General features: G+C 58.1%; 23 protein-coding genes and 1 pseudogene. 13 read left to right on the forward strand and 11 right to left on the reverse strand.

The features are described from left to right. Positions 1 to 239: 239 nt before the first annotated feature. A complete protein-coding gene (locus AAFH99_RS12800; RefSeq protein WP_406827915.1) occupies positions 240 to 755 on the reverse strand; it encodes a Spy/CpxP family protein refolding chaperone in 516 nt (171 codons plus the stop codon). 270 nt (positions 756 to 1025) lie between these two features. On the opposite strand from AAFH99_RS12800, the gene AAFH99_RS12805 reads away from it, so the two are divergent. The 3 genes from AAFH99_RS12805 to AAFH99_RS12815 all read left to right on the forward strand — a co-directional run bounded on the left by AAFH99_RS12805 (position 1026) and on the right by AAFH99_RS12815 (position 4000). Next, the gene (locus AAFH99_RS12805; RefSeq protein ID WP_043315656.1) at positions 1026 to 1730 is read left to right on the forward strand and encodes a response regulator transcription factor; all 705 of its coding nucleotides are present in this window, start codon (positions 1026 to 1028) and stop codon (positions 1728 to 1730) included. Between the two features lie 4 nt (positions 1731 to 1734). Continuing rightward, entirely contained in the window at positions 1735 to 3144 is a 1410-nt protein-coding gene (locus AAFH99_RS12810) for an ATP-binding protein (protein WP_406827916.1), read from the forward strand. A 157-nt stretch (positions 3145 to 3301) separates the two neighbouring features. Beyond that, positions 3302 to 4000 carry an SRPBCC family protein gene (locus AAFH99_RS12815; protein WP_051686826.1) on the forward strand — a complete coding sequence of 233 codons (699 nt, stop codon included), beginning with the start codon at positions 3302 to 3304 and terminating at the stop codon, positions 3998 to 4000. 74 nt (positions 4001 to 4074) lie between these two features. Here AAFH99_RS12815 and rluB read toward each other — a convergent pair whose 3' ends face one another. The 5 genes and pseudogenes from rluB to AAFH99_RS12840 form a co-directional block, all read right to left on the reverse strand. Continuing rightward, a complete protein-coding gene (rluB, locus tag AAFH99_RS12820; protein WP_043315650.1) occupies positions 4075 to 4944 on the reverse strand; it encodes a 23S rRNA pseudouridine(2605) synthase RluB in 870 nt (289 codons plus the stop codon). Beyond that, positions 4941 to 5990, reverse strand: coding sequence for an SMC-Scp complex subunit ScpB (gene scpB / locus AAFH99_RS12825; RefSeq protein WP_406827917.1), 1050 nt, complete (start codon positions 5988 to 5990; stop codon positions 4941 to 4943). Before scpB ends, rluB begins: the two co-directional genes overlap by 4 nt. 266 nt (positions 5991 to 6256) lie before the next feature. After that, positions 6257 to 7162, reverse strand: a pseudogene (locus tag AAFH99_RS12830) (segregation and condensation protein A); the annotation flags it as partial. Positions 7163 to 7322: 160 nt separating this feature from the next. After that, on the reverse strand, positions 7323 to 7946 hold the full coding sequence (locus AAFH99_RS12835; RefSeq protein WP_406827918.1) for an L-threonylcarbamoyladenylate synthase: 624 nt from the start codon (positions 7944 to 7946) through the stop codon (positions 7323 to 7325). Positions 7947 to 8049: 103 nt separating this feature from the next. Then, on the reverse strand, positions 8050 to 8946 hold the full coding sequence (locus AAFH99_RS12840) for a PHP domain-containing protein (RefSeq protein ID WP_051687035.1): 897 nt from the start codon (positions 8944 to 8946) through the stop codon (positions 8050 to 8052). A gap of 322 nt (positions 8947 to 9268) precedes the next feature. On the opposite strand from AAFH99_RS12840, the gene AAFH99_RS12845 reads away from it, so the two are divergent. From AAFH99_RS12845 to AAFH99_RS12880, 8 genes are all read left to right on the forward strand, one after another. Continuing rightward, on the forward strand, positions 9269 to 10021 hold the full coding sequence (locus AAFH99_RS12845; protein ID WP_043315644.1) for a VC0807 family protein: 753 nt from the start codon (positions 9269 to 9271) through the stop codon (positions 10019 to 10021). Positions 10022 to 10104: 83 nt separating this feature from the next. Then, positions 10105 to 10404: a YciI family protein gene (locus AAFH99_RS12850; protein WP_043315642.1), complete on the forward strand. Its 300-nt coding sequence runs from the start codon at positions 10105 to 10107 to the stop codon at positions 10402 to 10404. Positions 10405 to 10465: 61 nt separating this feature from the next. Next, positions 10466 to 11149, forward strand: coding sequence for a TIGR04211 family SH3 domain-containing protein (locus AAFH99_RS12855; RefSeq protein WP_043315640.1), 684 nt, complete (start codon positions 10466 to 10468; stop codon positions 11147 to 11149). Positions 11150 to 11257: 108 nt separating this feature from the next. Beyond that, positions 11258 to 11899, forward strand: a complete 642-nt coding sequence (locus tag AAFH99_RS12860) for a peptidylprolyl isomerase (RefSeq protein ID WP_406827919.1) — start codon at positions 11258 to 11260, stop codon at positions 11897 to 11899. Beyond that, complete coding sequence (locus AAFH99_RS12865) at positions 11892 to 12647, forward strand: pyridoxine 5'-phosphate synthase (RefSeq protein ID WP_043315637.1); 756 nt, start codon at positions 11892 to 11894, stop codon at positions 12645 to 12647. Before AAFH99_RS12860 ends, AAFH99_RS12865 begins: the two co-directional genes overlap by 8 nt. Then, a complete protein-coding gene (locus tag AAFH99_RS12870) occupies positions 12648 to 13520 on the forward strand; it encodes a Rossmann-like and DUF2520 domain-containing protein (RefSeq protein WP_406827920.1) in 873 nt (290 codons plus the stop codon). Further along, positions 13517 to 14287, forward strand: coding sequence for an RNA methyltransferase (locus AAFH99_RS12875; protein WP_043315631.1), 771 nt, complete (start codon positions 13517 to 13519; stop codon positions 14285 to 14287). Before AAFH99_RS12870 ends, AAFH99_RS12875 begins: the two co-directional genes overlap by 4 nt. A gap of 354 nt (positions 14288 to 14641) precedes the next feature. Beyond that, a complete protein-coding gene (locus AAFH99_RS12880; RefSeq protein WP_051686824.1) occupies positions 14642 to 15757 on the forward strand; it encodes an OmpA family protein in 1116 nt (371 codons plus the stop codon). A gap of 471 nt (positions 15758 to 16228) precedes the next feature. Here the strand turns inward: AAFH99_RS12880 and AAFH99_RS12885 are convergent, their stop codons facing one another. From AAFH99_RS12885 to AAFH99_RS12900, 4 genes are all read right to left on the reverse strand, one after another. Further along, positions 16229 to 17236 carry an ABC transporter ATP-binding protein gene (locus AAFH99_RS12885; protein ID WP_406827921.1) on the reverse strand — a complete coding sequence of 336 codons (1008 nt, stop codon included), beginning with the start codon at positions 17234 to 17236 and terminating at the stop codon, positions 16229 to 16231. An 8-nt stretch (positions 17237 to 17244) separates the two neighbouring features. After that, the gene (locus AAFH99_RS12890; RefSeq protein ID WP_043315625.1) at positions 17245 to 18756 is read right to left on the reverse strand and encodes an iron ABC transporter permease; all 1512 of its coding nucleotides are present in this window, start codon (positions 18754 to 18756) and stop codon (positions 17245 to 17247) included. Continuing rightward, complete coding sequence (locus AAFH99_RS12895) at positions 18753 to 19802, reverse strand: substrate-binding domain-containing protein (protein ID WP_043315623.1); 1050 nt, start codon at positions 19800 to 19802, stop codon at positions 18753 to 18755. Before AAFH99_RS12895 ends, AAFH99_RS12890 begins: the two co-directional genes overlap by 4 nt. A 94-nt stretch (positions 19803 to 19896) precedes the next feature. After that, positions 19897 to 20715 (reverse strand): hypothetical protein, encoded by an 819-nt coding sequence (locus AAFH99_RS12900; protein WP_043315620.1) that lies wholly within the window; start codon positions 20713 to 20715, stop codon positions 19897 to 19899. A gap of 344 nt (positions 20716 to 21059) precedes the next feature. Here AAFH99_RS12900 and AAFH99_RS12905 point away from each other — a divergent pair, with 344 nt between their 5' ends. Then, positions 21060 to 22583: an adenylate/guanylate cyclase domain-containing protein gene (locus AAFH99_RS12905; protein ID WP_156035058.1), complete on the forward strand. Its 1524-nt coding sequence runs from the start codon at positions 21060 to 21062 to the stop codon at positions 22581 to 22583. Then, complete coding sequence (locus AAFH99_RS12910; protein WP_043315616.1) at positions 22576 to 23685, forward strand: tetratricopeptide repeat protein; 1110 nt, start codon at positions 22576 to 22578, stop codon at positions 23683 to 23685. Before AAFH99_RS12905 ends, AAFH99_RS12910 begins: the two co-directional genes overlap by 8 nt. 28 nt (positions 23686 to 23713) lie before the next feature. Here AAFH99_RS12910 and AAFH99_RS12915 read toward each other — a convergent pair whose 3' ends face one another. After that, entirely contained in the window at positions 23714 to 24238 is a 525-nt protein-coding gene (locus AAFH99_RS12915) for a flavin reductase family protein (RefSeq protein WP_043315614.1), read from the reverse strand.

Consider the following 24238-nt stretch of genomic DNA (forward strand, 5'->3'; position numbering starts at 1 on the left):
TGCTGACAGAAGCCGGTCGACGCTCATGGGGCGGGCATTTTCCCAACAATGGGCGGCTTCAGCAAGGCGCATGGTAGCCAGTGTGCATAACAAAAAAGCCCCTGCGGAGCAGGGGCGTAAGGGGGTGGACCCACCGGCGGTTGGGGTGGTTGCCGGCGAGTCCGCTGCCGCAGTTGCAGCAGGATGGTGTGACTGACTGATATCACATGGGTTTGCAGGTAGCGAGGTATCAGTAGCGCTTAGTCTGCCTGTTTTTCGGCCCGACGGGCTTTGCGCTCTTCAAAGCGCGCCTTGCGTTCTGCCTTCAGCTCCTGCAGCTTGGCCTTCTGCTCATCGGTCAGGATGGATTCGAACTGCTGGCGTTTCTCATGCATACGCTGCATTTTTGCGACTTCCAGCTTGCCCAGTTGCGCACCCAGACTATCCAGTGTTGCCTGATCGGCACCGGACTCAATCGCTTCGCGCAGCTGCTTGTGCAGATCACGCATCGCCTTACGGTCCGCCTTGTGCGCCTCTTTATCCGCTTCGCGATTGGCTTTCAGCTGCGCTTTCTGACCTTCCGTAAGGTCGAGTTCTTCCGCCAGACGCTCGAACATACGCCCCTTGTGATTACCGCGATGGTGTTCGCCTTTATGGTGCCGCGGACCGTGGTCGCCGTCGGGAAAGGCCATCACCATTCCTGAGGTGGTCAGTGCGCTGCCCAGGATCAGGGTGCCAGCGAGTGCTTTCCATTTGTTCATAGTCAGATGTTTCATGTTGTAATCCTCAATTGACGCTGTGCTGTAAGGCAAACCTCCTGGCCACACTGTGTATCTTGTGTGCCGTACCGAGGGTTTGCGTGTTTCCCGAGTCGGTATGTGCATACTAGGCTCGCGCACTGTAAATAGGGGCTAATGGCGGTAAACATTTGTTAAGAACGGTAAAACCCGCAAATCCTATTCCCGATTCCCCGGGCCACTGCGCATATAATTCTTCCAACCACTGAGCAGTAACCCTGCACCACCCGGAAATGAGAGTGCTATTTCATGAGTCATATCCTGCTGGTCGACGACGACACTGAGCTGACTGAATTACTGGAAGAGTTCCTGGTAGGGGAAGGTTTTGACGTAACCGTGGCCAACGACGGCGGCCGCGGACTGGAACTGGCGCGCAGCGTGCCCTTCGACGCCCTGGTGCTGGACGTCATGCTGCCGGTACACAACGGCTTTGATGTACTGCGCAAGTTACGTGAAGACGCGGCCAACCCCGGCCATTCTCTACCAGTCGTGATGCTCACCGCCAAGGGTGACACCGTTGACCGCATCGTCGGCCTGGAAATGGGTGCCGACGACTACCTCCCCAAACCCTGTAATCCGCGGGAGCTGGCGGCGCGCCTGCGCGCCATTTTGCGCCGCGGGCGCAATGAGACAGAAACCGGCAGTGACGAGCTGGTAAATGGCCCCCTGCGCCTGCTCCCCCGCGAACACCTGTGCCAATGGAACGGTCAGGCGGTCACCCTTACCGGCGCAGAATTTTCCGTGCTCAAAGTTCTGACCGAAGGGGCCGGGCAGGTAGTGAGCAAAGAAGTACTCACCCAGCAGGCGCTCGGGCGCAAACTGATGCCCTACGATCGCTCTATCGATGTGCATGTCAGTAATATCCGCAAGAAGCTCACGGAACAGGGCGCAAGCCGGGAACTGATCATCAATATCCGCGGCGCCGGCTATATGCTGACCCGCACACAAGGCTGACGCCATGAGCAGCCTGTTTGGACGCGTTTTCTTCGGCGCATGGCTTACCGCCATCATCATGGTTTTGGCCGCGGTGTATATCACGCACATACGCGAATTCGGCGATCCAGCCCAAAGGGATCGCTGGGAAGGGCCGGAACTGTTCCGTGAGATCACTCATAACCTGCGCATGGCCCGCCGCCACGGCGTCGAGCACTTCCAGCACTGGCTCGAACAGCAGCCAAAAGATGTGCAAAAACGCGTGTACGCCATCGACGGAGCCGGCCAGGAAATTCTGCAGCGCCCTATCCCCAAAGATATGGCCCCCCTGTTCGCCGGTCTGAATTTCCGCAACCGCGAGGCACGCGGGTTGGTAGACAGGAAGCCCAGTGTGGGGTTTTTTGTCCATCAGCGCGGCGGAGAGTCCCTGCGCGTAGTGTTTATTGCCGGTAAAAGCAAAGAAGAGTTGTTGCTGCGATTTATTCTGCGCAGCTTCTGGCCAATCCTGGTGCTCACCACCCTCGCTTCCGGCCTGGCCTGCTATCTGCTGGCACGCTACCTGAGCAAGCCCCTGGACAACCTGCGCGTCGCCACCCGGCGCGTGGCTGCGGGGGATCTCAGTTATCGGGTGACGCCGACCCTGCGCGGTCACGGCCGTGAACTGGGCGAGCTAGCGGCGGACTTTGACTCCATGACGGCGCAACTTCAGGAATCCATGGCGGAGCAGCGGCGCCTGATCAAGGACGTCTCACACGAGTTGCGATCTCCCCTCGCCCGTCTGCAGGTTGCATTGGGGATCGCGCGCCAGAAACAGGTGCAGGAGCTGGACCCCGAACTCGATAAGATCGGAAAGGCGGCGGACTATCTCGAAGACATCATTGCCGACATATTGTCCCTGCCGGTGAGTGGCGACGAAGAGCGCCCGTTGGACGATGTGGTGGAAATCAACAGCCTGCTGCAGGCTCTGAGTGATGAATTGACAGATGAGGCAGACCGCAAACAAGTAGCCGTATCCCTCCGTGGTGAGGGCAGCGAGCTGCTGGTCGCCACGCGCGGCAGCTCCCTTACCGCGGCGCTGGAAAACATTCTGCGCAACGCAATCAAGTACAGTCCCGAGGGCGGGCGCGTGACGATCACGGTGGATACGGTGGCCTCCACCGCGGTCGACCCGGCCGGGTCCACCGATGCCGGACATTGCCAGATCCTGGTCACCGACTCCGGCCGCGGCGTACCCGAATCTGAATTGGAAGCGATCTTCCGCCCGTTCTACCGCACCGACGAGGCCCGTAGCCGCGAGAGTGGCGGCTTCGGCTTGGGTCTGGCCATCGCTCAGCGTACTGTGGCCCAGCATCGCGGGCAGATTGAAGCGTTCAACGCACCCTCAGCCGGTCTCGCGGTGCGCATTACACTGCCGATACTGGACACCCAGTTTTGATTTCACGCGGGCGGATGGGGAATCAGATTCTCGTGTCCGCCCGCTGGCGAAGCTGAAATTCTCCCAGTACACTTTCCTGCAGGCTTCGCTGGCCGGTGATTCCGCAGTTCCCCAGCGCCGCTAAAGCACCGTCTTTAACCTCAAACGGGGGTCCGCCATGCGCTGGATACTGTACATCCTGCTCTTTCTCGCCCTGCTGGTACTGGCCGGTTTTCTCTTCCCGCGGGTCGCCACTACCGAGCGCAGCGTCTACATTGCCGAGCCACCGGAAGTCGTCTTTCCCTATCTGAACAACTTCCGCAACTTCAACAAGTGGTCGCCGTGGTACCAGATTGATCCGAACACCGAATACACCTACGAGGGCTTCCCCGAGGGTAATGGTGCGATCATGAACTGGAAGAGTGATAACCCAAGCGTCGGTAACGGCTCCCAGACCATTACCGCAAGTGAACCCTACTCGCGCGTGGCCACAGATCTGGATTTTGGGTCTCAGGGGCAGGCCAAAGCGGAATTCACCCTGCAGCCGCAGGGCAGCGGCACCAACGTAACCTGGTCCTTTGAGTCGGAGATGGGAGGAAGTCCCATCGCCCGCTGGATGGGACTGATGGTTTCGCGAATGGTGGGTAAGTCCTTTGAGGACGGCCTGCAGAAGCTGAAAAACCTGGTGGAATCGGAAGCCAGCGCCGGTGCCCCACCAGTTTCTGCTGATGAGGCGGTCCCCTCCGACGGAGGGAACATTGAACCAGAGGTTACCGACCCCGGGATGGAAAACCAGATTATCGAAGGAGACGAGATTGAAATACCGGATTCCGACGGTGATGCCATCGAGGACTTCGAGCAGGAAGAGCAGCCCTGAGCGGCGACTGCGGCCCTTCCGTACCGGTACAAAAAAGGCAGCCTGAAGCTGCCTTTTTTATCCGCGCCCAATACTCATTGGCTTTTGCGCTTGGGTACACGCCCGCCCGCGGGTACCGGGGATTTGCGTAACTTGCGGCGCTGCCGTTGTAACACTTCTTTCTCAGCCTGGGTAAGTGCCCGCTGCCCCAGCTTGGGCAGACCGGCGGTGACGCACAGGTCGTCGATCTCCTTCGGCTCCATTTCAATCCACTGCCCCACACGAACATGCGAGGGAATAAAAACGCTGCCGTAGCGCACGCGCTTCAGACGACTGACCCGCACACCCTGAGACTCCCAAAGACGACGAACTTCCCGATTGCGTCCCTCCATGACCACACAGTAGAACCAGCGGTTGGTTCCTTCGCCGCCACTCTCCACAATATCGGTAAAGCGGGCATCGCCATCGTCCAGTGAAACCCCTTTGATCAGGCGCTTCTTCATGTCGTCGTCCACCTGCCCCTGGATCCGAACCAGATACTCGCGATCAATCACTGAGGAGGGGTGCATGAGCTTATTCGCCAGCTCACCGCTATTGGTAAACAGCAGCAGTCCGCTGGTATTGAAATCCAGCCGCCCGACCGAGATCCAGCGCCCGGTTTTCAGACGCGGCAAGCGATCGTAGACCGTAGGGCGGCCTTCCGGGTCGTGGCGCGAGCAGATTTCGCCAGTGGGCTTGTTGTAAAGGATCACGCGCACGCGGTTTTCATCACCGCCGGTGATACGCTTACCGTCGAATTCGATCTGGTCATCTTCGCTGACCCGCTCACCCAGCCCGGCTACTTCGCCGTTAACGGTGACGCGGCCAGCCTCAATGGCACGCTCCATTTCCCGGCGCGAGCCGAGACCGGCCCTGGCCAGTACTTTTTGCAGTTTTTCGCCCAATGGCGCTGCGTCATCACTCATGGGTGGAGATTTTCCGGGGATTGCTGTTCATCTTCATCCTGTTCGTCGCGCGGCTCATCATAGTCCGCAACGTCTTCTTCACCGGCTTCCACCGGTTCATTGGTTTGCTCCACTAACAGCTCGCGCTCTTGTGCCACAGGTGCCCCTTCAGGGTAGCCCTGGTCACCGCGACCGTGCGTGGTTTCTGTCGGTAGATCGTCAGGTTCGCCTGCGACCTCGCCTTCGCCCGGCTCCGCGAATGCCTGACCGAAGTCTCGTTCAGCGTCATCCTGCTCACCCGTTAACGGTTCACCCGCCTTGGCAGCTTCGTCGAATTCGTCGCCGCTAGCCTGTTCCTGATCCGCACTCTCTGCAGCTTCGGAATTCTCACCGGCTGCTTCATCCGTCGCTTCATCGGAGTCAGGGCCTGCGCCATCTGCGTCTTCACTGCCAGCGCTTGCACTGTCTGCCGGCGCCGGCGCGCCGTCACCCAGATCCAGCGCGGCATTGAGGCTTTCGATATCGCGGATTTCCGCCAGTGTCGGCAAGTCATCCAGGCTCTTCAGATTGAAGTAGTCGAGAAATTCGCGAGTTGTGGCATAGAGCGAGGGTTTGCCGGGTACATCCCGTTGGCCAACCACTTTGATCCAACCTCGTTCCGAAAGGCTCTTCACAATATGCGAGCTCACTGCGACACCGCGAATTTCCTCGATATCACCACGGGTTATCGGCTGGCGGTAAGCAATGATCGCCAGGGTCTCCAGGGTCGCGCGGGAATATTTCTGCGGCTTTTCCTCCCACAGCTTATTCACCCATGGGGCCAGGTCTTCTGGCACCTGAAAGCGCCAGCCGCTGGCGACCTGTTTCAATTCAAAACCGCGTTCGGCGCAGCTTTCTGCGATATCTTCCAGAGCCTGCTTGAGCTCGGCTTTCTCCGGGCGCTCGCCCTCGTCAATCAACGACAGAAGCTTGTCCTCCGACAGCGGTTGCGCCGCCGCCAGCAAGGCTCCTTCGACAATCCGGCGCAGTAGTTCCGGGGCGATACTCATCGTATTGGGTTCACTCACTCTTCACTGGACTCCGGTGCCGTACGCAGGGGTAGTCCGGTACTGATTTCCTGTTCGTCCTCCCGGCCCGCGGCAAACTCGCCACCGGAGGGAGACATCTCGCTTTCCTGCGCCAGTTCATCGCCATGGGTGACGCGCATTTCATTAGCCCCGGTCACCGCAGCCCCGGTCACCGCGTCTTCGGTGTCGCTAGTATCGTCGGTGTGGCGAAACGGCTCGACTTCACCACTTTCGCCTTCGCCCACCTCTTCAGGCGCCTCCGATACTTCGCCCCGGGCGCGCACGTGGATAGGCCCGAACGCGTCGTTCTGAACCAGCTCCAGAAGGGATTCTTTCACCAGTTCCATCACCGCCAGAAAAGTCACCACGACGCCAAGGCGCCCTTCCTCCGCCCGGAAAAGGCTTACAAAGGGCACGAACTGGCGGTGTTTGATCTTGTCGAGCACCTGGGTCATGCGCTCCCGGGTGGAGAGCTTTTCTTTTTCCACCTGGTGGCTTTCAAACATGTCCGCACGACGCAGCACATCCGCCAGGGCGACCAGCACTTCCTTCAGATCAACCTCGGGTTCAGGGCGGGTCAGCTTGCGATCCGGGCCGCTGGCACTAGCCTGGTGGATATCGCGGCCCACCCGGGGCAGCTCATCCATGTCCTCCGCAGCGGTTTTAAAGCGCTCGTATTCCTGCAGGCGACGAATCAGCGCCGCACGCGGATCTTCGCCCTCTTCTTCCTCGGCCTCAGGTGGTCGCGGCAGCAACATACGGGATTTGATTTCCGCCAGCATCGCCGCCATCACCAGGTACTCGGCCGCCAATTCAAAGCGCATGGAGGTCATCATCTCCACATAGGCCATGTACTGGCGAGTGATGTCCGCCACATTGATCTCGAGAATATCCAGATTCTGCCGGCGAATCAGATAAAGCAGTAGGTCGAGGGGGCCTTCGAAGGCCTCAAGAATCACCTCAAGTGCATCCGGGGGGATATACAGATCACTGGGAAGATCGGTGAATGCCTTGCCTTCGACCATGGCAAATGGCATTTCCCCCTGACGGGGACCTGCGGGCGCCGCCACCTGGCCTGCATCCGGCGTGCTGTCGCCGTGGCTGTCTGGCTCGCTTGCAACTTCTGCCGCCTCTTCGGACGCTTCGCCAGACTCGCTCGCAGGGGCGCGCATTTCCGTTGCAGGAAGCTCATCGACCACTGGCCCAGCCTGTGCCACGTCGGAACCGGCTGCCACGACTTCTTCTAATTCTTCACTGGACACACAATCACCGGACATCTGAGGAAATGGGCGACCCCGCGGGACACGCCAAACGCGCGATTATACATCAGCGTCAGCCGAGAATTTCATCAATTGCACCACATCCCTGACGCACCAGTACTGGCTCGTCGCCGGTGAGATCGACCACGGTTGTGGCCTCAAGGCCACAAAAACCACCATCGATCACCAGCTCCACCTGGTGCTCCAGGGTGTCACGGATATCGTATGGGTCCGTGAGCGGTTGCTCGTCGCCGGGCAGGATCAGACTGCAACTCATCAGGGGTTCACCGAGGGCACTGATAATACCCTGCACGATGGGGTTGTCCGGCACACGCAGACCGATGGTTTTGCGCTTGGCATGGGCGAGACGGCGCGGCACCTCGGAGGTCGCCGGCATGATAAATGTATAGGGGCCCGGGGTGTGGTTCTTGAGCAGGCGGAACATCTGATTGTCCACCTTGGCGTAACTGGCCAGCTCCGAGAGATCGCGGCACATCAGGGTAAAATTGTGGTTTTTATCCAACTGACGCAGGGCGCGAATACGCTCAACCGCCATTTTTTCGCCCAGCCGACAGCCGACCGCGTAGGCAGAATCAGTGGGAAATACGATGACACCGCCCGATGCGACGATATCGGTGGCCTGACTGATCAGACGCGCTTGCGGATTTTCCGGATGTATCTGGAAGAATTGCGCCACGGCTACCCCCTTGCTCAGAAAGCGCAGTTAGCACCTGCGCGAATACTCTTAATTGGCGCCAGTTTGCCACAAACACCTCTGACGAGCAGCCACCGGAAACAGGCTACGATTGCCAAAGAGCCCAGACCGGCTCCGCGCCCACCGGTAGGTGCACGCTGCCGAGAGCCCGCCAGGGCTGCTCCGGCTGGTGAAAGTCACTGCCAACGGAGGCCAGAAGATTCGGCCTGTGCAGGCCTGCCTGAACACCGGCATCCGCCATCAGTGCCTGAATTTCCCGGGTTTGGACCGGGTTTTGCTGCCCACATACCACTTCTGCCGCATCCCCGCCCGCCGACTGAAAGTCCTTCAACAGTGCCAGAAGGCGGGTACGGGTGAGACCGTACTTCAGGGGATGGGCCAGAACCGCCGCCCCCTTGGCTGCGTGAATGGCGGCGACCGTTTCCGCGAGCGCCGGCCAGGGCACTGAAACATCCCCGATTTTGCCCTGCCCCAAATACCGCTTGAAAGCTTTCGCCGTATCGCTCACATACCCCTGTGCCACCATCCAGCGCGCGAAATGCGGGCGGCCGATTTCATCCCCGCCAGAGAAACTCCTCGCGCCGTCGAACGCCCCCGTAAAGCCTCGCTTTTCCAGCCGTGCGGCGATTTCGCGGGCTCTCTGGCGCCGCAGCCGGGCACGCTCGGAAATGGCGTCGGTCAGCGCGTCGGACCCACGGTCAATATTGAGCCCAACCACGTGAATCACACGCCGTCCCCAGCGTGCGGTCAGCTCAATGCCGGGCATCAGGGTAACCCCTTGCTCCCTCGCCGTCGCCGCAGCTTCGTCAATCCCCGCTACAGTGTCGTGATCGGTAAGCGCCAATAGCGTCACACCAGCGGATTTCGCCCTCGACACCAGCGCCGCAGGGCTTAAAATACCGTCGGATGCAGTGCTGTGGCAGTGCAGATCAACCTGACCAGATAGTGTATCGCTGGTCACGGTAACGCGGGCAGTGTCCATATCACAGTCCATAACTCGTGCTAATTTGATTCGCATTGGGGCCAACCCGGGCGGCTCTCACACGGTACGCCGAACAAGTAAACCTGGCCAGCACACCCCGGTAGACGCCGAATGGAACCGTCTGCCACAGTAGCTGTCTCAGTAACTCGCAGGCTAAACCGCCCACGCAGCCGTTGCGATGGTGCGCGGCAGATGCCAGAAGCGCGGATCTGCCGTTTCAACCGATTCACCGGTTTCAGGGATAAGGCCCCGCACGGGGGAAAGTAACTTCGCCACTGACAGCTGTAGGGTCAGCCAGCGGGCATTATCACCGGAACAGAAGATGACTGATAGCAACCAGACGAATTCGGGGGCAGCGACGTCCAGCAGCGCCGCGGAAACCTCCACCGACAAGCCCCACAAGGAAAGCCTGCTGGGCAACCTTCTCCTCAACATTGTCATCCCAACTTTGATCCTGACCAAGTTGTCTGGCGACGAGTGGCTCGGTACCAAGTGGGCCATCGTTGTGGCGCTGGCATTTCCGCTCATATATGGCCTGCGCGATCTGCAACGCTCCGGCAAGGTCAATTTCTTTTCAGCGCTGGGTGTTGTCAGTATTCTGCTGACCGGCGGCATGAGCCTGCTGGAACTGGATGCAAAATACATCGCCATCAAGGAAGCTGCCATTCCCGGCCTCCTTGGCGTGCTCACGATCGCCAGCCTGTACACCCGCTGGCCGCTGGTGCGGACCCTGATTTACAACGACCGAATTCTCGACACTGGCAAAATTGCCAACCGTCTCGCAGCCAAAAACAATGAGAGCGCGTTTAATCGCACCCTGCAGCAGGCTTCCTGGATGATTGCCGGGTCATTCTTTTTATCTTCGACCCTGAACTACATTCTCGCCGAAGTGCTGTTGCAAAGCCCTCCCGGCACCGCAGCGTTCAATGAAGAACTGGGAAAAATGACTGCGCTCAGTTTCCCGGTGATTGCACTGCCTGCCACCATCATTCTGATGCTGGTGCTGGTGTTCCTGTTTCGCCGTATTGGCAAACTGACCGGGCTGACCCTTGAAGAAATCATGGTACAGCAGTAACTCCATGCGGGCTGCACCGTACCTTTACATCGCCGAAAACAGATCGCAGAAAACGATAACGAATCAGGAATCCGATACGCACCATGTGGTATGCCATCATCAGCCAGGACGTCGAAAACAGCCTGCCGCTGCGCAAGACTGCGCGCCCTGAGCACATTGCTCGCCTCACTAGCCTGAAAGACGAGGGGCGCCTGTTGATCGCCGGTCCACACCCGGCCATCGACAGTGAAGATCCCGGCGAAGCCGGTTTCACCGGCAGCCTGGTGGTTGCCGAATTCGCCTCACTTGCAGACGCGCAGAAGTGGGCGGACCAAGACCCCTATATGGCGGCGGGGGTTTACGCCTCGGTCACCGTCAAACCCTACAAGCTGGTGCTGCCCTGAGGCAGCCTGTAGCACGATAAAAATGAGACCCCCGACTCTCCAAGGCCGATTTTCCCAGACCATGAAGAAACTGATTTCCGCACTCACCGCCTCTCTGATTACCCTGGCCACCAGCCACAGCCAGGCAATCAGCTCCGATCGCTATATTACCGATGAACTGCACGTGCCTATGCGCTCCGGCCAGGGCAACGAATTCCGTATTCTGCATCGCGGCCTGCCCAGTGGCACCAAGTTGACACTTCTGCAAGACTCACCGGATACCGGCTGGGCGCAGGTACGTACGCCCGGGGGTGAGGAAGGCTGGGTACGCCGCCAATATCTAGAATCCGAACCTGTCGCCAAAATCAAACTGGCACAGGCAGAGCAGCGCCTGCAGCATATCGAAAGCATGCAGGGGGACCTTGGCGGAGAAGTACGACGCCTGGAAGAAGACAACACCAAACTCACCACCGCGTTAAAGATCGAGCGGGAGCGCGCCGAGGCCCTGGCGAAAGAACTGAAGGAACTGAAATCCCTGTCGGCGGATGCGGTCGCACTGAACCAGCGCCACCAGAAGCTGCTGAATCAGCACGAACTACTGAAGCAGAAGCAGTCCATGAGCCAGGCGGAAATTCAACGCCTGTCTTCCAGTGAGTCCCAGAAATGGTATATGTACGGCGCCGTGTCTGTACTCCTAGGCGCAATACTGGCCATGGTGGCACCGCACTTCAAACCGCGCAAACGCAATTCCGAATGGGCCAACTGACAGCGCCGAATTTTCCCTATACCCAGTGCTGCGGTTAGAATTCCAAGGCCCGGTCACCGACCGGGCCTTTTTTGTGTTCGACATTTGTATTCACTACCGGAAAAGAAGATGAAATACCTCTCCAGCTGTCGTGCCCCACTCAACACTCTGCTCGCCTTTGTCCTGTTGAGTCTTTCCAGCCTCACACTGGCGGTAACCAACAACCCCCGTGTCGAACTGGAAACGGATCTCGGCACCATTGAGCTGGTGCTGTACGCGGACAAAGCGCCAGCCACGGTGGAAAATTTCCTGAACTATGTAGACAGTGGTTTCTACAACGGCACAATTTTTCACCGGGTAATTCCAGGCTTTATGGCTCAGGGGGGCGGCTTCACCTTCGATTTTCAAGAGAAACCGACGAACGACCCGGTCAAAAATGAATCGGATAATGGCTTGTCGAATCAGCGCGGCACCATAGCCATGGCGCGCACCAATAACCCGGACAGCGCTACCTCGCAGTTTTTTATCAACCTCGTGGACAACAGCCGTCTTGATGGCAGTGCCGACAAGCCCGGCTACACCGTATTCGGCAAGGTACTGTTAGGTATGAGCGTGGTACAGCAGATCGCTGCTGAGCCCCGCGGCCAGCACAAGGCCTTCCGCGACGCACCAAACATGTCAGTGCGTATACTGAAAGCCAGACGTAAAGACTCGGACAGTACTCCGTCTTCCGCCTCCCCCAGCCCAGTGGAGAACAAATCCAGTGATTGATCTCAGTGTCAACCTGAACAAAATTGCCCTGATTCGCAATTCCCGCGAAGGCAACTTTCCGGATGTGGTCGCCCACGGGCGCACTTGCCTGGATGCCGGCGCCAACGGTATTACCGTGCACCCGCGCCCGGATCAGCGGCATATTCGCCCGGGAGATGTGCGCGACCTCGCGGCACTCTGCTCCGCGCGGGGCGTTGAATTCAATGTGGAGGGCAACCCCTTTGCCGGCGCCCTGGGAAGCTATCCCGGGCTGCTGCCGCTGGTCATGGAAACCCGGCCCCAGCAGTGCACCCTGGTGCCCGACAGCAACGACCAGCTGACCTCCGACCACGGCTTTGACCTGACGCGCGACGGCACACGTCTTGAACCAATTATCCAGCAGCTTAAAGACGCGGGAATTCGTGTCAGCCTGTTTATGGATCCAGTCAAGGCACAGATCAGCCTGGCGAAAGAAGTCGGGGCCGATCGTATCGAACTGTATACCGGCCCCTTTGCCGAAGCGGTGACCAACCAGAGTGCCGACGTCGATCGCATTTTTGCCGAACACTGGGCGGCTGCAGAACACGCCCTGCACCTGGGGCTCGGAGTCAATGCGGGCCACGACCTGAATCTCATCAACCTGCGCCGCTACCGCACACTGCCCGGCTTACAGGAAGTCTCCATCGGCCACGCGCTGACCGTAGATGCCATCAGTATGGGCCTGTCCAACGCGGTGGCCGCCTATGTTAGCTGCCTGGCAGGTGACTGATTGCGCACTCTGAACATCATTGGCGCTGGCAGACTGGGGCAGACCCTGGCCGCCCTGTGGCACCGGCGCGGTGTCTTCGCGATCGGTGGCATTCTCAATCGCCAGACCGCTAGCGCCACCCGAGCGCGGGCATTTATCGGCGCGGGCACGGTAATTGATACCTTACACGCAATGCCCCCCGCGGAGATCTGGCTACTGGCAGTGCCGGATGATCGAATCGAGGCAACAGCGACAGCACTCGCGCCGATTTTCCAAACACAGGCTGCACATCCATTGGTATTTCACTGCAGTGGTGCCCTGCCCGCCGCTGTGCTCACCCATTGCGGTGAGGCCAACCTGGCAAGCGCACACCCGGTACACAGTTTTGCCGACCCACGGCGCTCACTGACGGACCTGCCCGGTGCCACAGTCGCGCTGGAAGGCGCTCCGCAGGGCGTAAAGGTACTGGAAAGTGCGTTTCTCGCGCTGGATTGCCGCTGCATTCACCTCAGCCCCGAACAAAAAGTGCTGTACCACGCGGGCTCGGTGATGGCCTGTAACTACCTGACAGTGTTATTGGAGCAGAGCCTACAGCTGTTTGATGCAGCGGGTATTGATCGCGAGACCGCCATGCGATTACTGGAGCCGATTGTGCTGCAGACCGCGCGCAACAACTTCGCCCTCGGCCCGGAGCAGGCGCTCACGGGCCCACTGGTAAGGGGTGATCTCGCGACCGTCGCGCGACAGCTAAGCGCTCTACAGCATGCGAGCCCGGAAACAGAGCGACTCTATCGCACCTTAGGACTGGCAGCGTTACCGCTGGCGAAAAACACCGGCTTGAGCGAAGATGCGCTCCGCCAACTGCAAACCATTCTTGACGAACCGCTATCGTGACCGACTCCCCCGAATACCTGAAAAAACGCGCCTTCTTCGACAGCCTCCTCACGATCTACGGGCGCAAACCGGTACTGGAGGCGCTGGAAGACAATTCGCTGCCGGTGCACAAGCTGCATCTGGCAGACAGCAACCGCAAGGATCAGCTGATTACCCGCATCGAGCAGCTAGCGCAGGAGCGGGGAATCGCGGTCGCCCACTGGGACCGCAAAGGCCTGTCGCGCATCTCCAAGAATGCCCGCCAGGATCAGGGGGTGGCACTGGATCTGGCCTTGCCGAAATACGGCAGCGCGGAGACTTTTCTGCAGGAAAATGACGGCACACACTTTGAGCTGTTGGCGCTTGACGGCATCACCAACCCCCAGAATCTCGGCATGATTATCCGCTCGGCATGCGCGGGCGGCATCGATGGCATCCTGCTGCCAAAGAAGGGCTGCGCGCAAATCGACCCACTGGTAATCAAAGCCAGCGTCGGCACACTGTTCAGGACCCGAATTCTGCGCTGTGACCAGCTGGGAAGCACCCTGCAAAAATTCAGTGATCGGGGGGCGCGTGTTTGCGCACTCTCCTCCCACGCAGAAGATACACTGGGCACTCTGGACTCAACGGCGGCAACCATTTTTGTTCTGGGCAATGAAACCCACGGTGTGAGCCCTGCGGTCGCGAAATCCTGCACCCATCGTATTCGCATTCCCATGCAGAATGATGTTGAAAGCCTGAATGTAGCCATCACCGCGGCACTGATCAGTTTTCGACACCAGTTCTGATCCGCAGACGTTTCCCGCGCGATTTTTCTCACAGGACACTCCCTCGCCGGCCACAGACATCCGGGCGGACTCGCGCACCTGAAGTTCTGCGCAAGTCGTGGTTCATGATCAACACGTTAACTTTCCCGCCAATTATTGCCCTCCCCCTAGCACAGCACTGGCAAAGTCGCCGAGATCAACTAAAAGTAACGGGAAGAAGTAAAAGTGCCCAGAACAGCAACGAGCTTCTAATTTTTTTCTGACATGGAGTGCGTTCGATCTCAAGAGTTCTTAACGCGCGTACCATAAACCAACGCCTCTGACACCAGCGTAAAAAAACGATCTCTGCTAATGAAAATGCCAAGGAAGACTTCTATGCCTTTCAAATTCTTTACTCCCAAAACCTCCGCGGGGATCACGCTCGCCGCCGCACTGATTGCCAGCACACAGGTTGCCGCGCAGGAAACCAGCTATATCGACCTGATGGCGGTGGGTACCCGCGTAGATAAAGACCGCCACACCGAGCGCCAGGGCGCCGGTGCACGAGCCGCCTACGGCTGGCAGACCAGTGGCAACTGGTTCACCGAAGTGCAACTGTTTGGTGTGAAGTTGGATGAAGATGACAATCAGTTTCAACCTGAGCTCCAACCCACCGATAACCCCTACATTTTTACCGGTAACCTGACTCCGTCGGGGGATGTAGAGTTAGCGGGCCTGGGTATGGATGTGGTGTATCACTTCAACGGCCGCCAGGGGTATTCCCCCTTCCTGCTGGGCGGTGTCGGCGTATCTCACAACAACACCAAGTTCGACTATGGGATCCAGGAAACCAACGCCTTTTTCAACCTTGGTGCCGGTATTGTCAGCGGCCCGATCAGCGACAACGGCCTGAAGGTACGCGCGGAAGTACGCTACCTGCGCGACTTTTTCGCTGGTGATATGAACGATTACCAGTTCGGTATTGGCATTAGCATCCCACTGAACTGCCCGCCTCCACCCGCACCTACTGTGGCCTATGCGCCGCCTCCCAAAGAGGAACCCGTAGAGCAGATCAATCTGGATGACGATGGCGATGGCGTACTCAACCAGAACGACCGCTGCCCAAATACCCTGCCGGGTGCAGAGGTGGATGAGTTTGGTTGCGTGGTTGCGGATCAGACCATCACCCTGGAAAACATCCAGTTTGAATTTAACTCTGCCAAGCTGACCCCACGGGCGGAAACCGCGCTGGATATGGTGGTTCAGTCCCTGCGCAGCCAGCCGAACACCCTGGTGGAAGTTGCCGGACACACCGACAGCCAGGGCAACGATGGATATAACCTTCGCCTGTCCGGTCAACGTGCCGAATCGGTGCGTCGCTATCTGGTTTCCCGTGGGGTGAACACCTCGCGGATTACCGCCAAAGGCTACGGCGAGACCAAACCTGTCGCTTCCAATGCAACAGAAGCCGGGCGCGCGCAGAACCGCCGGGTGGAACTGAACTTCCGCTGATCTGACCAATTAGTTCAGAAACCCTCACTGCGGAACCTCCCCGGGGAGGGCACCCAGCTCCGTAGTACAAAAGCCGGCAAATTGCCGGCTTTTTTATTCACAATCCACAGAAACTGTGGATATGTCTGTGCGCAACATACGGGAAAACGCCGCCAGCCCGCATGACTCCGTTGTAACCACTTTGTGAAGAAAATTTAACCAAATTAAATTTTCATTACAAATCAGTCACTTACAAATGGTTTCAAATCAGACTTGACAAATTTCTGCTGTAACTAAACAACCTGATCCGTTCACCCTTCACTGTGGAAAGCTTTTTCGGGTAGCCCCAAAGAGCTATCGAATTTCAAGGTTTTTTTGCTACAGGAGGCGCCAGAGCGGTAACTGCCCGCGCAGCGGGCACAGATTGGCCAGCGGTCAGGCAACAGCACCAAGTGGTCACATATAATGTGTGAAATAGGCGCCGCAAAAGTGCTACCGGGCAAAGGCAGCCAGTGGATGGGTGGTGGTAATTGCCATTTGCACACGGGCTCCGGGCTCCGCCTGCACTTCGTGGCTGGTGCGCACCTTGAGTTGCACGCCGTCGGCGATCTGAACAGCAAACAGGCGCGAGCACCCCTCGTAACGGACCCAGTCCACTACCCCGTTGCCCATTTGTGAGGGAACCAGAGACAGATCATCCGGGCGCAACAACAAATCTACAGCACCACTGGCACCATGAATCGGAATGCCCGGTGCCGGTCCCAATGCAGTGGTTACCTGATGCCCGTCGAGCATTCCGGGGAGGAAACTGGCTTCACCGAGAAAGCGCGCCACAAACCGGCTCGCAGGCTCACCAAAACATTTTTCCGGGGTATCCAGCTGCTCCAGCTTGCCACCGTTCAATATCCCCACCCGATCGCCCACGGAAAGCGCTTCTTCCTGATCGTGGGTGACCCAGATAGCGGGGATACCAGCGGCTTTAAGCGCTTCGCGGATTTCCCAGCGAAGACTGTCTTTTAAAGCGGCATCCAGATTGGAAAGTGGCTCGTCCAATAGAATAAATGCGGGCTGATGTGCAATGGTCCGCGCCAGGGCAACACGCTGTTTTTGCCCCCCCGACAGGCTTGCCGGTTTGGCCTGACGGAAATTTTCCAGCCCCAGCAGCTTCAGCCAGTGATCTGCCAGCGCGGTATCTTTGAGGCGAAAGCAGACGTTCTCCTGAACAGTAAGATGCGGGAACAGGGCAAAGTCCTGAAACACCATCCCCACATTGCGTTTTTCCGGTGGCACAGGTTGCTTTGCGGTGGATCGCCAGCTCCCCAGAGTGATCTCACCTTCTGATACTGGTATCAGTCCGGCCAGCGCCTGCAGGATGGTGGTCTTACCGCATCCTGTGGGGCCCACCAGCATCAATACCTCATCCTTTCCCAGGGCGAGATTGAGGTCGTCCACCACGCGAGTGGAACCGTAATCGATAGACAGGTGGCTTACGTTCAGCATTACCGCGGTTACTTTCCTGAAACTTCAAGTTCGGCCCGGCGCTCCCCGGACAACATCAGAGCCAACCCAAATGCCGACATCAACACCAGCAACAGCCCGGGGATGGCCGCGCGGCCAAAATACCCTGCTTCGTATACCCGCCACAAGTAGGTCGCCAGCGTTTCAAACCCGGTGGGGCCCAGCATCAGCGTGGCGGGCAGCTCGCGCATGGCCTCGAGAAACACCAGCGCCGCACCAGCAATCATGCCGCGCAGGGTCAATGGCAGGGTAATTCGCTGGAACGCTTCCCGCGGGCTGGCCCCCAGTACCCGAGCGGCTTTCACCAGACTGGAATCCAAGCCTTCCGCAGTAGACCGCACGGAGCCCACCGCCAGAGGTAGAAAACGCAATACGTAACACAGCACCAGCAAGCCCAGTGTCTGATACAGGAATGGCAGCTTGAGACCAACGTAAACCAGCGCAGTCCCCATTACGATTCCCGGAACACCAAAGCCAAAGTAAGTCACGCGCTCCATAATACGTCCTGCACGACCGGCTATCGCCGCATGCGCCACTGGTATCGCCAACACCACCGCGCACAATGCCGCCAGAAAGGATGCATGGGCCGAGTTCCAGGCGTATCTGGGATCGAATCCAGCACTGCCCTCGCGCACCAGCCAGACTGCGAAAATCGCCAGCGGCAATACCACCGCCAGCAATATGACCGGCGACACCGTCAATCCGATAAGCAACCGCTGGGCAGGACTTGGCCATAGGGTCAAATGTCGCCCCGGCTTTTCCCGACTGCCGCGAACCCGAGATTCGAGAAAGAGTACTAGGCCGACAATAACCAGCAACTGCAGGGAAAGCATCGCCGCCTGGCTCAGGCCGAACGCGTTGTATTCAACAAAAATTACACGGGTAAATGTATCCAGGCGCATGATCGCCGGGGTGCCAAAATCTGAAAGTGTATACAAGGCTACAAGTAACCCGCCGGCAGCAATACCGGTGGCAACCCGAGGCAGCACCACTTTCCAGAGGCTCATTCCCAGTGACATTCCAAGCGTGCGCGCCGCGTTTACCAGACTCGCATCCAGACTCAACAGCGAAGCCCGGGTGGTCAGCATGACAAACGGATAGGAATATAGAATCATCACCAATGACGCGCCGAGCAAGCCATCCATTGCAGGCAGCGGAATCCCCAGCAGATTATGAATTTCCCCACCCCGACCAAATGCCGCGTAAATGGTGAAGGCACCGATGTAGCTGGGAATTGCCAGCGGTGCCGCAAGAATCACCAGCCACAGTCGGCGCCAGGGAAACTGCACGTAGGCCGTCGCCAATGCCAGTGGTACGCCGATCAGCACGGAGCCCAGTACCGTAAACGCCATCAGTAACAGCGTATTGGAGAGCACGCGCAGGTTGTGAGCATCGAACAGCGCCGCCTCATCCGCGGCCAGGTCAATCAATACCCCAATAGGCAGAATGGCCAGTAGCGCAATCAGCGCCGCCAGTGGGTAGGAGCTGGGCCAGCGGGTCATAACACCCCGACACGGCGCATCAGATTGAGAGTGGGACGCAAGTCCGCCAGCTGGGTGAGATCAATCTTGGGAGGTGAAATGGTATTGAGTGGCGGCAGGCCTTGTGGCGGCTGCACACTGTTCACCAGGGGAATTTCATAGGCTTCGCTGGCCAGATAAGACTGCACTTCACGGGTCAGCAGGTAGCGAATGAAATTGATTGGCAGGTCGCCCTCGCTCAGTGCCAGTATTCCCGACGCATTGACCAGGCAGCCCGCGTCGTTCTTGGTGAATGCCAGATCCACGTTCGCATCTGGCTTACCGTTTTTCAGACGTAAGGTGTAGTAGTGATTGGCAAAGCCAAGATCCACTTCACCGCGCTCCACTCCCATAACGACGCCGAGTTCACCGGCGTAGCTTTTTGCCCGCTTGCTCACGCCCTTCAGCCAGTCAGTAGTAGCCTGCTCCCCTTCCAGCAGGCGCATCGCGGTCACAAAAGACTGGAAGGAAGCGTAGGCCGGCGCCCAGCCGATACTCAGATCACTGTCTGCCAGCGCCATAACGCTGTCGGGGATACGGTCGGGAGTCACCCGCTCCGTGTTGTACGGCAGTGTACGAATTCGGCCGGTAACCGGCGCCCACTGAGGATACTGGAAGCCGGGTTTCAACTGCGCAGTCACATCCGCAGGAAGTGGTCGCGCCAAGCCCGCATCCGCAACTAGGCCGATAGCACCGGAATCCACCGCCCAGAAAACATCGGCGCGACGTACTCCGGCCTTGGATTCAGCAACGATGGTATTGGCGAGCGCCGCAGTCACCCCACGGCGGATTTGCAGATTAAACCCTGGGTTTCGCTTGCGGATTGCCTCGAGAACATTCTCGTACAGTCCCCCTTCTCCGCGCCCCAGATAGAGAGTGAGGTCACCCTTCAACGGCGGAAGCTGATCCACAGATTGCGCCACGCTGTTTGACTCTGCCGCCAATGCGGAAACCGGCAGACACCCCATGGCGCCAGCCACGGCAAAACTATTTAAACAGGCACTACGTAAAAAAGCTCTGCGCTGCACGGATGGTCCTTATTCGAATCTCTCGGAGGCTTGGGCCGAAAGCCGCGCGGCGGCTTTCATCTTCAGGGCCCTTGGGTAAATGAATGCGCGCGCGTTAAAAAACGTCCTTGCGCTTTTTCTCGGCCGCCACCAGTAGCTCTTTGGCGCGGTTGATTTTTGCTTGCATGGATTCCACCACCTTACGCACGTCATCTACGCTGGTTTTTCCATTGAGCGCCTGTGGCAGGGTCACATTGAAATCTTTCTCGAGGTCTTCCACCAAAGCAGCGTCCTGCTCAATCAGCGCACCTTCCACACCCTCAAAACGATGCAGGTAGGTATCGTGGACAATTGTGGTTGCTGCTTCCGGTAGCTTTTCCGCGTATTTGGCGACGACCCGGTCCAGACGATGATTGATGTCATCCAGGGTCTCCGGCATGGTGGTGGGCTCGGATTCGGTTGTCTGAACCTTTGCCAGTAACCCTTTCTCCTGATATTGAGAGGCGAGCTTCACCGCACCCAGGGCCTGCCAGAAGGCTGCGTTCAGTTTATCCTGCTCGGCGCGCACTTCCGCCGCCGGCTTGCCGGCTTCAATGGCCTGCTTGATGCCGTAAATGCCCTGCCAGATGTTCGCGTAAACAGGGACGTAATTGGTTTCGATAGCGGAGTGGAAATCCACTTCTTCCCAGAAATCGATCAATTGCTGAGTCTCTACGGCCGCCTTACCCTTGGCCTCATAGGTATCGACCACACCGTCGTATTTGCCAACCAGCCAGCTCACTTCTTCCGAGTACTGCCCCAGATGGCCTTTCAGATCATTTACGTGGTCGCCGATTTCGCCATTGGCGGAAACCTGGGCCGTGGTCAACAACGCGGTAAGGCCGACTGCCAGCCCCAGGCCGCGATGCTTACGGAGAAAGGAATTAGCTTGCATGGTTCTATACTCTCTTTGCGTTAACTTCGCAAATGATACTCATTATCAAAAATGGAATAAAGCGTGTCCTGTGATAACAGGAAATGCGGAAAGTTCCCTTCTTCTACTGCGGTGCGCTCCCGGAAAGCCACTCGGATGATGGCGAATCACGCTAAATATCGCGACGGGATACTATCAGCACGGCTCTGTTTTTTCACCTGTCTCACCCTGCTATCCTCTCCTCCCGACGGAGGGCACCGCCTTTCATTCACGGCAATACCGAGAGTGAATAGCCAAGAGCTGGTATAGTTCTTAACCACAACACCCTTTTTCTCAGCCCTCCCCAAATTCACACGAGCACGCACTTGACCACCAAGACCAAATCGACAATGAAGCACGTTATTGCCGGTCTACAGGTGAATCTGGCTCGACTGCGCCCACGCCACGTCCCCATCGCTTTCAAATTGGCGTTGGCCATGACCCTGTTGCTGGTTCTGGGCATGACCACCCTCGGCCTGTTGATCAGTGACAAGCAAAATCACCTTATCCGCACCCAGCTCCACGATTTTGGCAGCGCCATGGCACTCCAGCTGGCAAGCCAGGCCAGCGAACCCATTCTTTCCGAGAACAGTCTGAGCCTGAGCCTACTGACGGCCAATCTGGGGCAGGAGGCGAAAGTGCTCGGCGCGGGAATCTATGCGCACAGCGGAGCGCTGCTGTCGGCATCCGGTATACAGCCTACCCTGCCAACCTCTACGCTGGCTTCCACCGAAGCAAGTGCACACCCCTGGTTTCACCAGGAAGCAGAAGCCGCTTCGGAGCGTGTGATCTCCTTTGTGGCGCCCGCTATGTACCAGGGCGTCCGCGTAGGCTCAGTGGTGGTGACGCTATCCGCGTCACTGATGGATCGCGCCGCCAGTGAGGCCCGCACTGCGGTCATCTACGCAACTCTTGCCATGATCCTTTTGGCCTCCCTGCTAGCCTACTGGCTGAGCCGCCGTTTATCGCTCCCGATTCATCACCTGATGGAGGCGACCGAGGCTATCGGCCGCGGCGACCTGGCCACGCGAATCGATGCGCAACGCAACGACGAAATCGGCTACCTGTTTGAAGGCTTTAACAATATGGCCGCCGGGCTGTTGAAAAAATCCCAGGTTGAGCAGGTGTTTTCCCGCTACGTCTCAAAAAGTGTTGCGGACAAGGTGCTCGCCAACCTGGATGAGGTGCGTCTGGTGGATCGGCCGATCGAGGCGACTGTGCTGTTTGCTGACATCACAGGCTTTACCGCCATGTCGGAAAAACTGGAACCCTGCCAGGTGTCCGAGCTGTTGAATGAGTACTTCTCATACATCTCTCGCGCCTGCGCACTCTATGGCGGCGTTGTCGACAAGTTTATTGGCGACTGTGCAATGCTGGTGTTCGGGGTGCTGGAAGATGATACCGACCACGCATTCAACGCGGTCAGTTGCGGCGTTCTGATTCAGCAGTTGGCGGCCAGACTGAACGAACAACGGCGCGCCGACGGACGTCCGGAAGTCCACTTCCGCATCGGCATTAACTGCGGTGCCATGCTGGCGGGAAACCTAGGCTCGGACGAGCGTATGGAATACACCGTGGTCGGCGACGCCGTAAACCTTGCTTCTCGTCTCTGCTGCGAGGCGGCTCCGAACCAGATCATAATCCGGGAGCAGCTATTCAGTATGCTGCAGCCGCGCATTGTCGCTCAAATGGAGCAGACCCTGTCGATACGCGGTAAATCGGTACCCGTGCAGGTCTATTCCGTGCGGGATATCCGCACGGATGCCCGTTTGACCCTGGAGGCCAACCTGAACCAGCTCCTGCAGAATGACATTCAGTCACCAGACCGAAGAGCGGTTGATCATGCCTGACCACAGGTGTACAAGCGCGTGGTATCTGACTGGTTTTTTACTGCTGTCGCTATTTCCCGGCTGCAGCCTGGTCCCCACGACGCCAGAAACACTACCGGGCTACTCGCGGGAGGCACTGGCTCAGGTTCGTCAGCAATCCGCGGATCTGAAACAGCTCCAGCAATACCCACAACCCTCTCCCACGCAACAGCAGCAGATCGCCCGGCTGGAGAAAGAGCTGCAACAGTTTGAGCGCGATGTGATCCGCGCAGCGGGCGCACTCCAAGTGCAAAATGACTGGCACGGTGCCATGCAATTACTCAAAGGCGCCGCCCGCCTGCGGCCCCACAGCCAATCACTCAGTAGCGCTCAACAACAACTGCGGGAACGCCGTCAACTCCATGAGGAGCGTGTGCGCATGGAAATGGCGATCCACCAGGGTGAACAACTGCTAAAAGATGCCCAAGCCTATCAGCGCCTGCAACAATTGCAGGGGCCCGGTGTGCTGAACTGGCTGGAACTAAAGAACTTTGATCGTAAACGCAATGCATCCGCACAATCACTGCTGGAATTCTCCCAGCGGGCTCTAGAGCGAGAGGAGAAAACCGACGACCAATTAGTACAGCGCGCGTTGAAAGTCGCCAGAGGGCTCTATGGCGAAGAGCTTCTGCTGCCGCAAAATGAACACCTTCGGAATGAGATTGAGCAAGAACTGGCTGCGGTAAACAACCGGCTCCGTCCACCACAACCGCGGCGCACACCACAGCCCCGTAAAAAAATTGAACGGCTGCCCATCGCAGAGCTTCAGCAGGCGTTAGCCAGCGGCGACCTGGTCAGCGCTCAGCAACATATAGACCGACTTCAACAAAAAGCGCCGCAACACCCTCAACTGACTCCATTAAAGTCGCAGTTCAACATGCAGTTGAACGCACGGGTAGACACTGCCCTCAAAACCGGCAATGACCTCTACAGCCAGGGACACATTGAAGAGGCGCTGACAGTATGGCGTGAAGCGGAAGCCATCGCCCCGGAAAATGTCGAGCTTCGAGCCAACATAGCCCGGGCTCAGAAATTGCTGGAAAACCTCAGAGCACTATCGGCCCCCTTCGGGAAAAAACACTAAGTGCTGCGCTTCCCCCACTGTCATAAAATTACCGGTGCCCAGGGTGAAGCACGCCATGTTCGGCAAGATTGCAATACTGCCCTTTAAAATACAGCAGTGGCTGGTCTACGGTACCCCCTTGCTGTGCCAACGCTTTTACCTCTCCAATGACGATCAGGTGGTCACCGGCAGTGTGCTCGGCGTGTATTTCGCAATCCAGCCAGTGCAGACTACCCGTAATAATCGGGTTGCCGAGCGGTGACTCTTTCCGGTCGACGCCACGCCATTTGTCCGCGCCCCGCCGCGCAAACTGATTGGAAATTTCTACCTGAGCGCCAGACAGAATATTGACCGCGAATCGGCCGGCGCGACGTATTTTGGGATAACTACAAGAGCTCGACATCACACTGAACGAAACCAGGGGCGGGGCCATCGATACGCTATAAAACGACTGACAGGTAAAGCCTACCGGGTCGTTGTCCAGTTGCGATGTAATGACGGTAATACCGGAGGCATAGTGCCCCAGCGCCTGGCGAAAGTGCAGTGGCTCTATTGCCGCATTGTGAATTGACAT

It is taken from the genome of Microbulbifer sp. ARAS458-1, assembly GCF_045348205.1.
Classification (GTDB): domain Bacteria; phylum Pseudomonadota; class Gammaproteobacteria; order Pseudomonadales; family Cellvibrionaceae; genus Microbulbifer.

Bases quoted from the DNA above. Each gene is read 5' to 3' on its own strand.
- AAFH99_RS12800 (WP_406827915.1), bottom strand. From the start codon at position 755: ATGAAACATCTGACTATGAACAAATGGAAAGCACTCGCTGGCACCCTG.
- AAFH99_RS12805 (WP_043315656.1), top strand. From the start codon at position 1,026: ATGAGTCATATCCTGCTGGTCGACGACGACACTGAGCTGACTGAATTA.
- AAFH99_RS12810 (WP_406827916.1), top strand. From the start codon at position 1,735: ATGAGCAGCCTGTTTGGACGCGTTTTCTTCGGCGCATGGCTTACCGCC.
- AAFH99_RS12815 (WP_051686826.1), top strand. From the start codon at position 3,302: ATGCGCTGGATACTGTACATCCTGCTCTTTCTCGCCCTGCTGGTACTG.
- rluB (WP_043315650.1), bottom strand. From the start codon at position 4,944: ATGAGTGATGACGCAGCGCCATTGGGCGAAAAACTGCAAAAAGTACTG.
- AAFH99_RS12840 (WP_051687035.1), bottom strand. From the start codon at position 8,946: ATGGACACTGCCCGCGTTACCGTGACCAGCGATACACTATCTGGTCAG.
- AAFH99_RS12845 (WP_043315644.1), top strand. From the start codon at position 9,269: ATGACTGATAGCAACCAGACGAATTCGGGGGCAGCGACGTCCAGCAGC.
- AAFH99_RS12850 (WP_043315642.1), top strand. From the start codon at position 10,105: ATGTGGTATGCCATCATCAGCCAGGACGTCGAAAACAGCCTGCCGCTG.
- AAFH99_RS12855 (WP_043315640.1), top strand. From the start codon at position 10,466: ATGAAGAAACTGATTTCCGCACTCACCGCCTCTCTGATTACCCTGGCC.
- AAFH99_RS12860 (WP_406827919.1), top strand. From the start codon at position 11,258: ATGAAATACCTCTCCAGCTGTCGTGCCCCACTCAACACTCTGCTCGCC.
- AAFH99_RS12880 (WP_051686824.1), top strand. From the start codon at position 14,642: ATGCCTTTCAAATTCTTTACTCCCAAAACCTCCGCGGGGATCACGCTC.
- AAFH99_RS12885 (WP_406827921.1), bottom strand. From the start codon at position 17,236: ATGCTGAACGTAAGCCACCTGTCTATCGATTACGGTTCCACTCGCGTG.
- AAFH99_RS12890 (WP_043315625.1), bottom strand. From the start codon at position 18,756: ATGACCCGCTGGCCCAGCTCCTACCCACTGGCGGCGCTGATTGCGCTA.
- AAFH99_RS12900 (WP_043315620.1), bottom strand. From the start codon at position 20,715: ATGCAAGCTAATTCCTTTCTCCGTAAGCATCGCGGCCTGGGGCTGGCA.
- AAFH99_RS12910 (WP_043315616.1), top strand. From the start codon at position 22,576: ATGCCTGACCACAGGTGTACAAGCGCGTGGTATCTGACTGGTTTTTTA.
- AAFH99_RS12915 (WP_043315614.1), bottom strand. From the start codon at position 24,238: ATGTCAATTCACAATGCGGCAATAGAGCCACTGCACTTTCGCCAGGCG.